Genomic DNA, 14171 nt, shown 5'->3' on the forward strand with positions numbered 1-14171 from the left:
CGCGGGAGGCAATGCTTCCCGCGCCCTTTTCGTTGGGATTCGAGGTTCATGATCACACTCCACGCCATGACCGACGCTGATTTCGCCTGGCTGCTCGGCGAAACGCCGGCGCGTGCCGATGGCCTGACTCAGTGCGACGGCGGCATCGGGCCGGTCGAGGTGACCGCCCTGATGCGCGATGTGACCAGAAGCGTTGCCGCGACTACCGATCGCCCGGTTGCGTGGATGATCGCCGATGGTGACATGGTGGTCGGCATGACCAGTTTCACAAAGCAGGGAAGCGACGGCCGGTACGAGATCGGTTACGGTGTCGCGCCGGCGCATGAAGGGCGCGGCGTGATGACGCGCGCGATCGCGGCATTGTTGCCGATCCTGCGTGCCGATGGTCATTCCGGCTTGACCGCCGAGACCAGCGTGGACAATCCGGGCTCGCAGCGCGTGCTCGACAAGAACGGCTTTGTTCGAACCGGTACGCGTGACGATCCCGAAGACGGCGCGCTCATCACCTGGGCGAACGACCTGACCAGCAATGGAACACCCGCATGACCGATCTCGCCCGGATTCAACACGACCTGCTGGCCGCGATCGATGCGGCCGATGGCCTGGATGGACTCGAATCAGTGCGCGTCAGCGCTCTCGGCAAGCAGGGCTCGGTCACGGCCTTGCTCAAGACGCTGGGCGGCATGTCGCCGGACGAGCGGCTGGTGCAGGGGCCGCGGATTCAAGGGCTGCGCGAGGCGGTGACCACTGCGCTGGCTGAACGCAAGGCGCTGCTCGAACGAGCGGTGCTCGATGCACGGCTGGCGCGCGAGACGATTGACATGACCTTGCCGGCGGATGCGCTGCCGGCCGGCACGATCCATCCGGTCAGCCAGGTGATGGACGAACTGGCGGAAATCTTCGCCGATCTCGGCTTTGCGGTCGCGACCGGGCCTGAGATCGAGGACGACTGGTATAATTTCAGCGCGCTCAACATCCCGGAGACGCATCCGGCGCGAGCGATGCACGACACCTTCTATTTCCCCGAGGGTGGCGAGGGTGAGAAGAAGATGTTGCTTCGCACGCACACTTCGCCGGTACAGATCCGTGCGATGCAGGCGGCGGGCGGTGACAAGCCGATCCGCATCATTGCGCCCGGCCGCACCTATCGCTCGGACAGCGACGCCACGCACACGCCGATGTTCCATCAGATCGAGGGGCTGGTGATCGACAAGGGCATCACGCTTGGCCATCTCAAATGGACGCTGGAGACATTCCTCAGGGCATTCTTCGAGCGCGACGATGTCGTGCTTCGCCTCCGCCCGAGCTATTTCCCCTTCACCGAACCCTCGGCGGAGATCGATGTCGGATACACTCTGGTCAATGGCAAGCGCGTGATCGGTGGCTCGGAAGGCTGGATGGAAGTGTTGGGCAGCGGCATGGTTCACCGCAAGGTGATTGCTGCTGGCGGCTATGATCCCGATCTGTGGCAGGGCTTCGCGTTCGGCTGCGGCATCGACCGGCTGGCGATGCTCAAATACGGCATGGACGATCTGCGCGCGTTCTTCGACGGCGATGCGCGCTGGTTGAAGCATTATGGGTTCTCGGCGCTGGACGTGCCCACGCTGAGCGGGGGAGTCGGCGCATGAAGTTCACCCTGAGCTGGTTGCACGAGCATCTCGACACCACTGCCTCGCTCGACGCGATCGTCGAGGCCCTGACGCGTGTCGGCCTCGAAGTCGAAGGCGTGGAAAATCCGGGCGAGAAGCTTGCCACGTTCAAGGTCGCGAAGGTGCTGAGCGCCGAGCGTCATCCCCAGGCCGATAAATTGCAGGTCCTGTCGGTCGATGCCGGTGACGGCCCGATGCAGGTGGTGTGCGGAGCGCCCAACGCGCGCGCCGGGCTGGTCGGCGTGTTCGGCGCGCCCGGTACCTATGTGCCGGGCAGCGACATCACGCTGAAGGTCGCGGAGATTCGCGGCGTCGTGTCGAACGGGATGATGTGTTCGACCCGCGAGCTGGAGTTGGGTGACGATCATGACGGGATCATCGAGCTGCCCGCCGATGCGCCGGTCGGCACGCCCTATCCCGATTACGTGGGGCTCAACGATCCGGTGATCGATGTCAGCGTCACGCCCAACAAGCAGGATTGCATGGGTGTGCGCGGCATTGCGCGCGATCTCGCCGCGGCGGGCTTGGGCACGCTCAAGCCACTCAAGGTCGATGCGCTGACCGGCACCGGCGAAGGGCCGCAGGTCGGCACCGACGATCCCGAAGGCTGCCCCGCTTTCTTCGGCCAGACCGTGTCGGGCGTGACCAACGGCGCGGCACCGGCGTGGATGCAGGCGCGTTTGAAGGCGATCGGGCAGAAGCCGATCTCCGCTTTGGTCGACATCACCAATTATGTGATGTTCGACCTCGGCCGGCCGCTGCACGTCTATGACCGCGCGACGCTGACCGGCAAGCTGGTCGCGCGCAGGGCGCGTGACGGTGAGCAGGTGCTGGCGCTCAACGGCAAGACCTATACGCTCGACGCGACCATGACGGTGATCGCCGACGAAGCGCAGGTGCATGACATTGGCGGCATCATGGGCGGCGAGCATTCAGGCGCGTCGGAGACGACGACCGAAGTGCTGATCGAATGCGCCTATTTCGATCCCGACCATATCGCGCGTACCGGGCAGAAGCTCGGCCTGACCAGCGATGCACGGCAGCGTTTCGAACGCGGCGTCGATCCGGCGTTCCTCGATGACGGCATTGCCATTGCAACGCGGTTGATCACCGAGATTTGCGGCGGGACTGCGAGCCAGGTCACGCGCGCTGGCTCGCCGCCCGATACGGCACGGACCATCGTCTATGATCCCGCTCGTGCGGAAACGCTCGGCGGCCTTGCGGTCGCGCCGGAGCGGCAAAAGGCAATCCTCGAAAGCCTTGGCTTCACCGTTTCGCCCGACTGGAAAGTCGGCGTGCCGAGCTGGCGCCGCGACGTGGAGGGCTATCCCGACCTGGTCGAGGAAGTGATCCGCATCGAGGGCATCGACAATGTCCCCTCGACCCCGCTGGAGCGCCTGCCCGGCGTGGCCAAGCCGACCGCCACGCCCGAGCAGAAGCTCGAGCGCCGCGTCCGCCGCGCCGCCGCCGCGCGTGGTCTGGACGAGGCAGTGACGTGGAGCTTCCTGTCCGAGGCCGAGGCTGCGCCGTTCGGCGGGGGCAGATGGAGCCTGGCCAATCCGATCAGCGAAGACCTGAAAGTGATGCGGCCGACGCTGCTTGCCGGGCTGTTGTCGGCTGCGGCGCGCAACCTCAAGCGCGGGCAGCAAAGCGTGCGCCTGTTCGAGGTCGGGCGGCGCTATCTCGCCGATGCCGAGCGGCCGACTTTGGGCGTGATCCTCGCCGGCAATGCCCGCCCGCGCGGCTGGCGCGGCGGCAAGGCAGCCGGTTTCGACGCATTCGACGCCAAGGCAGAGGCGCTGGCGCTGCTTGCCGCCGCCGGCGCGCCGGTCGACAATCTGCAGGTCTTCGGGGAGGCCGGCGATGCCTGGCATCCCGGCCAGTCCGGTACGCTGCGGCTCGGTCCGAAAACGGTGCTCGCCGCATTCGGTATGGTCCATCCGATCGTGCTCAAGGCCTTCGACCTCGACGGCGCGGTCGCCGGGGTGGAGCTGTATCTCGACGCGATCCCGCCAAAGCGCGCCACTGGTTTCATGCGCCCGGCCTATGCGCCGCCCGCGCTGCAGGCAGTGACGCGCGACTTCGCTTTCCTCGTTCCTGCCGATCTTGCCGCCGACGCTTTGGTCCGTGCGGTCAAGGGCGCCGACAAGGCGGCGATCACCGCGGCGCGGCTGTTCGATGTCTTCACCGGCGCCGGCGTCGAGGATGGCAAGAAGAGCCTGGCGGTCGAGATCACGCTGCAGCCGAGCGCGAAGAGCTTCACCGATGAGGAGTTGAAGGCAGTCGCCGACAAGGTGGTTGCGGCGGCGGCGAAGCTTGGGGCGATTCTGCGAGGGTAATTCCACAGGTTTCGCTCGGGGCGAACGGATAAGGTAGAGAGCATGACTGAAACCGCACTCGTCCAGATCGCCGGCGACGGCCTCTCCGCCGCGATCGAGCCCTATGGCGCAGAGCTGACCTGGCTGCGCGATGCCGACGGGCGCGATCTGATGACTGACGCGGATCCGGCCTTCTGGACCGGGCATGCGCCGATCCTGTTTCCGATCGTCGGGCGGGTGAGCGACGATGTCATCCGGGTCGATGGCGCCGAATATCCGATGCCCAAGCACGGCTTTGCACGGCGCACCGAATTCGCCCTGGTCCGGCAGGAAGCATCGCGAGCGACCTTCCGGCTGGTCGACAGTAGCGACATGCAGGACAATTATCCGTTCCATTTCCTGCTCGAAATCGACTTCGCGATCGTCGGCGCCACGCTGACCATGACCGCGCGGATCGGCAATACCGGCGATGTGGCGATGCCGGCGAGTTTCGGCTGGCACCCCGCCTTTGCCTGGCCGCTGCCCTATGGCCTGGACCGCGCCGATCACCGCATCCGGTTCGAGCAGGATGAGCCGGGACAGCTGAAGCAGATCACTGAGGCGGGCTTCCTCGCCGCCGAAGAGCGCCCATCGCCGGTCGAGGGCGACACACTTGTCCTGTGCGATACGCTGTTCGATCATGATGCGCTGGTCTGGAATCCGATCCGGTCGCAGCGGTTGAGCTATGGCGGATCGACCGGGCCGCAGCTCGATATCGAGTTTCCCGACACGCCGATGCTCGGTATCTGGACCAAGCCCGGCGCGCATTATGTCTGTGTCGAGCCGTGGCACGGCATCGCCGACCCCGAAGGTTATGACGGTGAATTCCGCGCCAAGCCCGGCATATTCGAGCTGGCGCCGCGCGAAGAGCGCCAGATCGTGATGCGCGTGACGCTGGTGCCCTGAACCGGCCGCGCGGCATATCTCTCGACTTCGCGCAGGCGTAAGGGGTAGGGGGTCGCGATGACGACCCCTTCCGACCATATCTCCGATCGGCGCACCTTTGCGATCATTTCGCATCCCGACGCCGGCAAGACCACGCTGACTGAAAAGCTGCTCTATTTCGGCGGTGCGATCCATCTCGCCGGCGAAGTGAAGGCGCGCGGGCAGAACCGGCGCGCGCGCTCCGACTGGATGAAGATCGAGCAGCAGCGCGGCATTTCGGTCACCTCGTCGGTGATGACCTTCGAGAAGGACGGGCTGACCTTCAACCTGCTCGATACGCCAGGGCATGAGGATTTCAGCGAGGATACCTATCGCACGCTGACCGCGGTCGATTCCGCGGTGATGGTGATCGACGCGGCGCGCGGCATCGAGGCGCAGACGCGCAAATTGTTCGAAGTGTGCCGGCTGCGCTCGGTGCCGATCATCACTTTCGTCAACAAGGTCGATCGCGAGGGCCGTCCGCCGTTCGAGCTGCTCGACGAGATTGCCGACATGCTTGCGCTCGACGTGACGCCGATGAGCTGGCCAGTCGGCATGGGTAGCGATTTCGAGGGCGTGTACGATCTTCACGCCAACACGCTGAGCCAGCCCGAAGGGCCGTCGCGCGAGTTCATGGGCAAGGCGCTGTCCTTTACCGGCATGGACGATGCGGCGCTGGAGAAGGTCATTTCCGCGCCTGGTCTTGCGACCTTGCGTGATGAGGCCGAGTTGGCGATGGGCGGCTATGGCGCGTTCGATGTCGAGGCGTACCGCGCCGGCGACCTGACCCCGGTCTATTTCGGCTCCGCGCTGAAGGATTTCGGTGTGGCGGAGCTGATCGCCGCACTCGGCACGCATGCGCCGGGGCCGCGCCCGCAGCCGGCCGAGCCCGCGCCGGTGCTGCCGAGCCGGGCCGACGTCACTGGCTTCATCTTCAAGGTCCAGGCCAATATGGACCCCAATCATCGCGACCGCATCGCATTCATGCGGTTGTGTTCGGGCACCTTCAAGCGCGGCATGAAGCTGACCCCGACCGGGCATGGCAAGCCGATCGCGGTGCATTCGCCGATCCTGTTCTTCGCGCAGAATCGCGAGCTGGCCGACGAGGCGTTTCCGGGCGACATCATTGGCATCCCCAACCATGGCACGCTCAGGGTCGGCGACACGATGAGCGAGCGGGCCGATGTGCGCTTCACGGGCTTGCCCAATTTCGCGCCGGAGATTCTGCGCCGCGTCGCGCTCAAGGATCCGACCAAGACCAAGCAGTTGCGCAAGGCGCTCGACGACATGGCCGAGGAGGGCGTGACTCAGGTCTTTTATCCCGAGATCGGGTCCAACTGGATCATCGGCGTGGTCGGCCAGCTGCAGCTTGAAGTGCTGCTCAGCCGGCTCGAGGCCGAGTATAAGGTCGATGCCGGGCTGGAAATGGCGCCGTTCGACACCGCGCGCTGGGTCTCGGCGGAGAATCCGGCTGACCTCAAGGCGTTCATGGACGTCAATCGCAACGCAATGGCCAAGGACCGCGACAACAACCCGGTTTATCTGGCGAAGACGGCTTGGGACGTCGGCTATGTGTCCGACCGCTACCCCAAGGTGAAGTTCGCCGCGACGCGCGAACGTTAGGAAGATTTGTTCGCGCAGAGGCGCGGAGGACGCAGAGAGGCGCGATGCCCAGGCGGCGGAGATATGGGACACCAGTAATGTCCCATATCTTTTTCCCGCCCGTATCGGCCAGGATTCATAAAATCTATTATATATCAGTTACTTGACTTGTATTTCCTGAGTTCTAGGCCGCCGGTTCGTCGACCCAGTCCTTGCGCAGCGGCTTGACCGCCACGAAGGCAAGGACCGTTGCGATTAGGTAGAAACAGGCGACGATCACCGCTGAATAGCGCAGTGCTTCGGTCCCGAAACGCACGGTCAGCGCATCGGACAATGCGCCGATCGCGACCGAGCCGACGCCGAGCCCGATCAGATTGTTGATCAGCAGGAAGCTGGCCGATGCCGTCGCGCGCATGTGCGGCGGTACAAGGTGCTGGACCGCCGTCGTAATCGGCCCGAGCCAGAGGATGTTGAGCGCGTTCGGGATGAGAAACAGGCACCACGCGATCACCGGCGACGGCGAGAGGAAGCCGGCGACGAACAAAGGCGCGGTGATCAGCCAGGCGATCGCGGGCAGCTTGGCATAGGCACCGCGGTCGGCGCGCCCCATCCGGTCGGCAAGCAGGCCGCCCAGATACACGCCGGACGCGCCGCCGATCAGCAGCAGCGAGGCGAAATAGAGCGCCGTGGTCTGCAGGTCGAAATGATAGCTGCGGATCAGCAGCGACGGCACCCAGAACGCAAGGCCATAGCCGGCCAGGCTGCTCATCGAGGCGGCGAACGCCATCAGCCAGAAACTCGGTTTGCGCGCGAGGATCGCGAAGACGGCGCTCACCGGCGCGCGGCCGGCGACCGGTGCGGCGCGCTTCGGTTCCTTGACCACCCAGCGGAAGATCGGGGCGATCAAGACGCCGGCAATGCCGACCGTGATGAAGGCGGCGCGCCAGTCGACATAAGCAGCGATGAACGCGCCGATCAATGTCCCCCCGGCAAGGCCGATCGGGATACCCATCGAATAGATGCCCAGCGCGCGTGCGCGGCGTTCGGGCGGGAAATAATCGGCGATCAGTGCGTAGGATGGTGCGACGCCGCCGGCCTCACCGACGCCGACGCCGACGCGAAACGCGAACAGTTGCCAGAAGCTGGTCGCCACGCCGCACAGCGCGGTGAACAGGCTCCACACCGTCAGGCTGATGGTGATGACCCAGGAGCGGCTGGTGCGATCGGCGATCAGGGCAAGCGGGATCGCCAGGGTTGAATAGAGCAGCGCGAAGGCCGGGCCGCCGAGCAGGCCCATCTGCGTGTCGGTCAGGCCGAGCTCGGCCTTGATCGGCTGGACCAGGATGCCGAGGATCTGCCGGTCGAGGAAATTGAAGGTGTAGACGAGCAGCAGCATCGCCAGCACGATGGCGGGGTAGCGTGAATGGGCCGTCGCTGTCTTCGTCGCCATCATGCCACTCTCCGATATAAAGAACCGGACACTCGTACCGCGTCGAGCGTCCGGTTCCATCCCCTTTGATGAACGGGCCGAATCAGAACTTGACTTCGACCGTCCCCGTCACCGTCCGCGGTGGCCCGTAATAACCGATCACCGAATTGCCGGTCGTCGCGCCCGGGAAATTATAGCCGCCGACCCGGTAGCGCGTGTCGGTCAGGTTGCGTCCCGCAACGCCGATCCGATAGCGCCCGTCCCCAGAAGTCCAGTTGAGCGATGCCTCGACCAGCACATAGCCGTCCTGATCGAGCGCGGGCGTCGGAATCTCGAACATCGACAGGTCGCTGCGCAGTGAAACGGCGGGGGTGAGCGCAAGCGTGCCGCCGGCCACGTCTTCCGACCAGGTTGCCGACACGTTCGCGGTCCATTTGGGCGTGTTCTGGAACACGCGCTGGTTGGCGACGTCGACCGGGGTGGTGCCGCCGCCGATGAAGGTCAGGAACTCCTTATAGTCGGCATGGGTATAGCCGACGACCAACCCCGCCGAGAAATGACGCGAGGGAACCATCCGCGTCTCGATCTCGAAGCCATAGATGTCCGCCTTGCCGGCATTATCGACAAAGCTGGCGATTCCGCTGGGAAGCGCGGGCACCTGAATGGTGACCTGCTGGTTCTTGTACTTCGACATGAAGCCGGCGAGATTGACGAACAGCGTCCGGTCGAGGAATGCGCCCTTCATGCCGATCTCCCATGAATCGATCGTCTCGGGCTCGTAACCGTTGACCGTCGTGGGCGTGAAGATCGCGTCTCCGCGCATGTCGAACCCGCCGGATTTGAAACCCTGGCCGTAGCTGGCGTAGAAGTTCAGATCGGCGCGGGGCGCGTAGCTCACGCTGACACGCGGTGTGAACTTTTCGAAGCTGCGGCTGTTGGTATAATCGGTGCGCAACAGGCCCGGCACGGCTGCGGCATTGCCGAAATAGGGACTGCGGATGCCGGTGTAGTTGCGCCGGAAGACCGTGCCGGTCTTGTCGTCCTTGGTGTATCGGGCACCCACCGATATCTTGAACTGGTCGGTGAGATCGAAGCTCATGTCCCCGAACGCGGCATAGCTCTTTGTCCGGACCGTGCCCGAGGTGAGCGTGGTGAGATTGAACAGGCCGACTACGGTATCGAAGGCACCGCTGGCGCGACCATCCAGATAATAGAGCCCGGCGACGCCCTGTATCCGGTCGCCCTGGTAGAGGAGCTGGAGTTCCTGGGTGAATTGGCGATCGTCATATTCGGCCGGAACGTCGAGCGTCGGCAGGGCCGTGTTGTCGAAATCGATCAGCGTGTCGGTATGGCCTTCGCGCCAGGCGCTGATCGTCTTGAAGGTGAGCGCATCGGTCAGCCCGATCTCACCGGTCGCTGAGACGCCCTGTGTCTTCACGCGGTTGCGATCGCCGATACCGGCGCGAGTATCGTAGACGCTGGCGGTCGGCGCATAGATGGGATCGGTGCCGTTGGGCAGCAGCCGCGTGCCGTGGCGCGGATTGGAACGGTCCAGGATGCGATCCCCGGCCACGCGGAAGAACATATTTTCAGTCGGGGTGAACTCGGCGGATACGCGGGCCGCGATCACGTCCTTGTCATATTGCTCGGCGCCGGTGGTCAGGTTCTTGCCATAGCCGTCGCGCTTGTAGCGGGCGATGGCGGCGCCAACCGAGAATGTGTCGCTGATCGGAAGCGTCACCTGGCCGACCAGGTCCAGTTGGTTGTACGAACCATAGGAAGCACGCGCCGAAGCATGAAATTCGTTGCCGAGCTTGCGGGTCACATACTTGACCGCGCCGCCGATCGTGTTGCGGCCATAGAGCGTTCCCTGCGGCCCGCGCAGTACTTCGACACGCTCGACATCGAAGATGTCGAGCACCGCGCCTTGCGGACGCGCCACATAAACGTCGTCGATGTAGAGCGCGACACCCGGCTCGAAACCCCATAGCGGATCCTGCTGGCCGACGCCGCGGCTGAACGCGATCAGCGTCGAATTTGAGCCGCGCGCGATCTGGAGCGTCAGGTTTGGCGTGCGATCCTGAAGCGCGGTGATGTCGGCCGCGCCGGATTTGACCAGCGAATCGCCCGAGACAACCGACATTGCAATGGGAACATTGATCAGGTTTTCCTCGCGGCGGCGCGCCGTCACGACGATATCGCCACTGGCCGGTTCGTCGATCTGCGCCTCTTCGGCGGCAGGCGCGTCCTGCGCGAAAGCGGGCGCGATGGATAATGGAGCAATGAGCGCGGCGATCGCGACGCCGGCGTTGAGCAACGTGTGTGCGGCGTAAAGGCGTGACATGATGTTCTTCCCCTCCTTGTGGCGCCGCGCTGTCGCGTCCCGGTTCTTCCCGGGTTGTGCACCATTCCAGGAGGCTATACTGAAACCTGAACCAGGTTTCAACTTGGACTTGTGTGGGAGAGAAAGAATGCCGGTCGAGCGTGGCGAAAGAGCAACGCCTGCACAGGTCCAGGGCCATGATCGCGCGGTCAGCGCGGCGGGCGAGGGCAAGGCGCCGCGCACCGAGCGCGGGCGCCGGACGATGCGTGCGATCCTTGATGCCGCCGCGCTGGAATTCGGCGAGCGCGGTTTTCATGAGGCGTCGATCAGCGGCATCACGCGGCGCGCCGGCGTCGCGCTGGGCAGTTTCTATACCTATTTCGATTCGAAGGATGCGGTGTTCCGCGCGCTGGTCCGCGACATGTCCGATCAGGTTCGGGACCATGTCGCGCCGCTGATTCGCGCCGCCCCCGACCAGCTTGCCGCCGAACGTGCCGGCCTGCTGCATTTCATTGAGTTCGTGCGCGGCCACAAGGAATTGTACCGCATCATCGACGAGGCCGAGTTTGTCGACCCGGAAAGCTTCCGCCTTCACTACGCCACCACCGCCGAGCGAATCGCCAAACGGCTTCAGGCGGCGGCGACGCGCGGCGAGGTGCGCGGTGACGTGTCCGAGGTCCACGCCTGGGCGATCATGGGGATGAACGTGTTCCTCGGCCTGCGCTATGGTGTCTGGAGCGAGGATGTCTCGCCAGAGGCGGTGGCGGAGACGATCGGCGACATGCTCGCAACCGGAATCGCGCCGCGTTAAACGGATTCAGGGTCGAGCAGGTTCAGGGCCGAGCAGGTTTGGGGTCGATTTAGGGCCGATCGTCCCGCAAGGCCTTGACCAGTATATCGCGCACCGCCTTCACGGTGCGCGTATCTGCACCGCCGCCACTGTTGCCAGGACCGCCACTCGCTCTTTTGCCCTCCGCCGACAGCAACTTCTGCACGCCGCGGATGGTATAGCCTTCCTGTTCGAGCAGGCCGCTGATGCGGAGCACCAGCGCAACGTCCTCGGGCCGATAATAGCGTCGCCGTCCCGCCCGTTGCAGCGGGCGCAATTGCGGAAACCGTGTTTCCCAATAACGCAATATATGCTGCGGGATGCCCGCCTCGCGGGAGAGCTCGCCGATCGTCCGGAACGCGCCCGCCGCCTTGTCGGAGACGACCGCCATGCTTCGGTCAGCTGCCGCTGACGATACGGTCGCGCATCATCTGGCTGGCGCGGAAGGTGAGAACGCGGCGCGGTGCGATCGGCACCTCGACCCCGGTCTTGGGATTGCGCCCGACGCGCTCGCCCTTGTCGCGCAGCACGAAGGTGCCGAAGCCGGAAATCTTCACATTCTCACCCTTGGACAGGGCTTCGCACATATGGCCGAGTATCTGTTCGACCAGTTTGGCCGAGTCGGCGCGCGACAGCCCCACTTGATGATGCAGCGATTCGGCCAGATCGGCCCTTGTCAGCGTACCCGCAGGTGCCATGCGACTTCCCTCCCCATAGCGTGGCAGAAAGCCTGCCTAACACAATGAGGGAACACACCGAAAGGGGTTTGTGACGCTAGCGTTTCAATAGACAAGAGTGTCAGTTAAAGCCGGACGACGGCGGCACCCCAGGTGAAGCCGCCGCCCATCGCTTCGAGCACGATCAACTGGCCGGGCTTGATCCGCCCGTCGCGCACCGCGGTGTCGAGTGCGAGCGGCACCGATGCGGCCGACGTATTGGCATGCTGGTCGACCGTCACCACGACCTTTTCCGGCGCCAGGCCGAGCTTGCGCGCGGTCGCGTCGAGAATGCGGGCGTTGGCCTGATGCGGCACGACCCAGTCGACATCGTCCGAGCTGAGCCCGGCGGCGGCGAGCGATTCGCCCATCACCGTGGCGAGATTGACCACTGCGTGGCGGAACACCTCGCGGCCCTTCATGCGGACCTTGCCGACCGTGCCGGTGGTCGAGGGGCCGCCATCGACATACAGCAGCGCGTTATGGCGGCCATCGGCATGGAGCTTGGTCGCGAGAATGCCGCGTTCGCCGCTTCCATCCTCGCCTTCGAGCACGATCGCGCCGGCACCGTCGCCGAACAGGACGCAGGTGGTGCGGTCGTCCCAGTCGAGGATGCGGCTGAAGGTCTCGGCGCCGATCACCAGCGCACGATTGTGCGCGCCGGCGCGAATCATGCTGTCGGCGACCTGCAGCGCATAGAGAAAGCCCGAGCAGACCGCGGCGACGTCAAAGGCGACGCAATCGTCGATGCCGAGCATCGCCTGCACCTTGGTCGCGCTGGCCGGAAAGGTCTGGTCGGGCGTGGCGGTTGCCAGCACGATCAGGTCGATATCCTGAGCCGAACGGCCGGCAGCGGTCAGCGCCGCGCGGCAGGCATCGGCTGCCAGCGTGGCGGTCGTCTCGTCGGGGCCGGCGATATGGCGGAACCGGATCCCGGTGCGCTCGACGATCCATTCGTCGGTCGTATCGACGGTCTCGGCCAGTTCGGCGTTCGACACGCGCCGCACGGGCAGGGCCGATCCGGTGCCGGTAATGATGCTGCGAATCATGCCGCTTTAGCCTCGAAGTTGCCGAGGTCCTCGGCGATGCGACGAGTCAAATCGTCGCGGACCATCTTGGCCGCCGCAGCGATCGCGGTCGCCACGCCGACTTCATTGGCACCGCCATGACTCTTCACGACCAGGCCGTTGAGCCCGAGAAACACCGCGCCATTATGGTTGTTGGGGTCGAGATGGTGGCGCAGCAACTCGGTCGCCGGCCGGGAGATCAGGAAGCCGATCTTGGAGCGGATCGAGCTGCGGAACGCACGCTTGAGCAGGTCGGCGACGAAGCGCGCGGTGCCCTCGGCGGTCTTGAGTGCGATATTGCCCGAAAAACCATCGCATACGATCACGTCGACATCGCCGTGCGACAGCTGGTCGCCCTCGACAAAACCGGAAAAGGTCATCGGCAGATGAGTCGCGGCCTTGAGATCGCGCGCGGCGTCGCGAATCTCGTCGGTGCCCTTCTGGTCCTCGCTGCCGATATTGAGCAGCGCGACGCGCGGGGAGGCGAGGTCGAGTGTGGTGCGCGCATAGGCGGCACCCATCACCGCGAACTGCACCAGGTTGCGTGCATCGCATTCGGTATTGGCGCCGAGGTCGAGCACGACCACGTCATTATTGCCGAGCGTCGGCAGCAAAGCGGCGAGCGCGGGGCGGTCGATGCCGGGAATCATGCGCAGCGACAGCTTGGCCATGGCCATCAGCGCGCCGGTATTGCCCGACGACACGGCGGCGGCGGCGCGGCCCTGCTTCACCATGTCGATGGCGATGCCCATCGAGGTCGTCTTGGCACGGCGCAGCGCCTGGCCGGGCTTGTCGCTCGACCCGACGACTTCGGGGGCATGGACGATCTCGGAATGCGCGGTCAGATTGGGGTGACTGAGCAATCCGTCACGGATCGCCGTCTCGTCACCCACCAGAATGAACTGCATGTCCGGGAAACGCCGGCGCGCACGGGCGACGCCGGCCAGCATTACTGCCAGTCCCTTGTCACCGCCCATCGCATCGACGGCGATCCGGGAGCTGTTCGACACGTCGCTTGCCCCCTTTCGTGAAGCTTGGGTCAGCCTTCGACCGAAACGATCTCGCGGCCATTATAATGGCCGCACGACCCGCACAGATTGTGCGGACGCTTCAGTTCGCCGCAATTCGGGCATTCCTGATAGGATTCGATCGGCAGCGAATCGTGGCTGCGGCGCATGCCGCGCTTCGACGGCGTGGTTTTTCTCTTGGGGACGGCCATTTCGGCGAAACCTTTGTCTGGATCAAAACTGCGATAAGCCCGTAACAGGCACCGCG

13 protein-coding genes are annotated in these 14171 nt (G+C 64.8%); 6 read left to right on the forward strand and 7 right to left on the reverse strand.

The annotated features are described in order from the left end of the window. Window positions 1-48 precede the first annotated feature (48 nt). From H3Z74_RS21310 to H3Z74_RS21330, 5 genes are read left to right on the forward strand one after another with little or no spacing between them, the layout of a single operon-like run. Window positions 49-546, forward strand: coding sequence for a GNAT family N-acetyltransferase (locus H3Z74_RS21310; RefSeq protein ID WP_229726723.1), 498 nt, complete (start codon window positions 49-51; stop codon window positions 544-546). After that, complete coding sequence (pheS, locus tag H3Z74_RS21315; RefSeq protein ID WP_187761503.1) at window positions 543-1628, forward strand: phenylalanine--tRNA ligase subunit alpha; 1086 nt, start codon at window positions 543-545, stop codon at window positions 1626-1628. The genes H3Z74_RS21310 and pheS overlap by 4 nt, the downstream gene beginning before the upstream one ends. Continuing rightward, window positions 1625-3988 carry a phenylalanine--tRNA ligase subunit beta gene (gene pheT / locus H3Z74_RS21320; RefSeq protein WP_187761504.1) on the forward strand — a complete coding sequence of 788 codons (2364 nt, stop codon included), beginning with the start codon at window positions 1625-1627 and terminating at the stop codon, window positions 3986-3988. Before pheS ends, pheT begins: the two co-directional genes overlap by 4 nt. Window positions 3989-4030: 42 nt before the next feature. Further along, a complete protein-coding gene (locus tag H3Z74_RS21325; RefSeq protein WP_187761505.1) occupies window positions 4031-4912 on the forward strand; it encodes an aldose 1-epimerase family protein in 882 nt (293 codons plus the stop codon). A gap of 57 nt (window positions 4913-4969) precedes the next feature. Further along, window positions 4970-6553 carry a peptide chain release factor 3 gene (locus H3Z74_RS21330; protein WP_187761506.1) on the forward strand — a complete coding sequence of 528 codons (1584 nt, stop codon included), beginning with the start codon at window positions 4970-4972 and terminating at the stop codon, window positions 6551-6553. Between the two features lie 163 nt (window positions 6554-6716). On the opposite strand, the gene H3Z74_RS21335 is transcribed toward H3Z74_RS21330, so the two are convergent. Continuing rightward, window positions 6717-7982, reverse strand: coding sequence for a spinster family MFS transporter (locus H3Z74_RS21335; protein ID WP_187761507.1), 1266 nt, complete (start codon window positions 7980-7982; stop codon window positions 6717-6719). Window positions 7983-8064: 82 nt separating this feature from the next. Further along, window positions 8065-10305, reverse strand: a complete 2241-nt coding sequence (locus H3Z74_RS21340; protein WP_187761508.1) for a TonB-dependent receptor — start codon at window positions 10303-10305, stop codon at window positions 8065-8067. A 127-nt stretch (window positions 10306-10432) separates the two neighbouring features. On the opposite strand from H3Z74_RS21340, the gene H3Z74_RS21345 reads away from it, so the two are divergent. Continuing rightward, window positions 10433-11095 (forward strand): TetR/AcrR family transcriptional regulator, encoded by a 663-nt coding sequence (locus tag H3Z74_RS21345; protein ID WP_187761509.1) that lies wholly within the window; start codon window positions 10433-10435, stop codon window positions 11093-11095. A gap of 49 nt (window positions 11096-11144) precedes the next feature. Here H3Z74_RS21345 and H3Z74_RS21350 read toward each other — a convergent pair whose 3' ends face one another. From H3Z74_RS21350 to rpmF, 5 genes are all read right to left on the reverse strand, one after another. After that, the gene (locus H3Z74_RS21350; RefSeq protein WP_187761510.1) at window positions 11145-11504 is read right to left on the reverse strand and encodes a MerR family transcriptional regulator; all 360 of its coding nucleotides are present in this window, start codon (window positions 11502-11504) and stop codon (window positions 11145-11147) included. A gap of 7 nt (window positions 11505-11511) precedes the next feature. Continuing rightward, entirely contained in the window at window positions 11512-11811 is a 300-nt protein-coding gene (locus H3Z74_RS21355) for an integration host factor subunit alpha (RefSeq protein ID WP_187761511.1), read from the reverse strand. 104 nt (window positions 11812-11915) lie between these two features. Continuing rightward, window positions 11916-12878 carry a beta-ketoacyl-ACP synthase III gene (locus H3Z74_RS21360; protein ID WP_187761512.1) on the reverse strand — a complete coding sequence of 321 codons (963 nt, stop codon included), beginning with the start codon at window positions 12876-12878 and terminating at the stop codon, window positions 11916-11918. Continuing rightward, window positions 12875-13906: a phosphate acyltransferase PlsX gene (gene plsX, locus H3Z74_RS21365; RefSeq protein WP_187761513.1), complete on the reverse strand. Its 1032-nt coding sequence runs from the start codon at window positions 13904-13906 to the stop codon at window positions 12875-12877. Before plsX ends, H3Z74_RS21360 begins: the two co-directional genes overlap by 4 nt. A 29-nt stretch (window positions 13907-13935) precedes the next feature. Next, window positions 13936-14115 carry a 50S ribosomal protein L32 gene (rpmF, locus tag H3Z74_RS21370; protein WP_034157833.1) on the reverse strand — a complete coding sequence of 60 codons (180 nt, stop codon included), beginning with the start codon at window positions 14113-14115 and terminating at the stop codon, window positions 13936-13938. Window positions 14116-14171 lie beyond the last annotated feature (56 nt).

Source organism: Sphingomonas alpina, assembly GCF_014490665.1.
GTDB lineage: Bacteria > Pseudomonadota > Alphaproteobacteria > Sphingomonadales > Sphingomonadaceae > Sphingomonas > Sphingomonas alpina.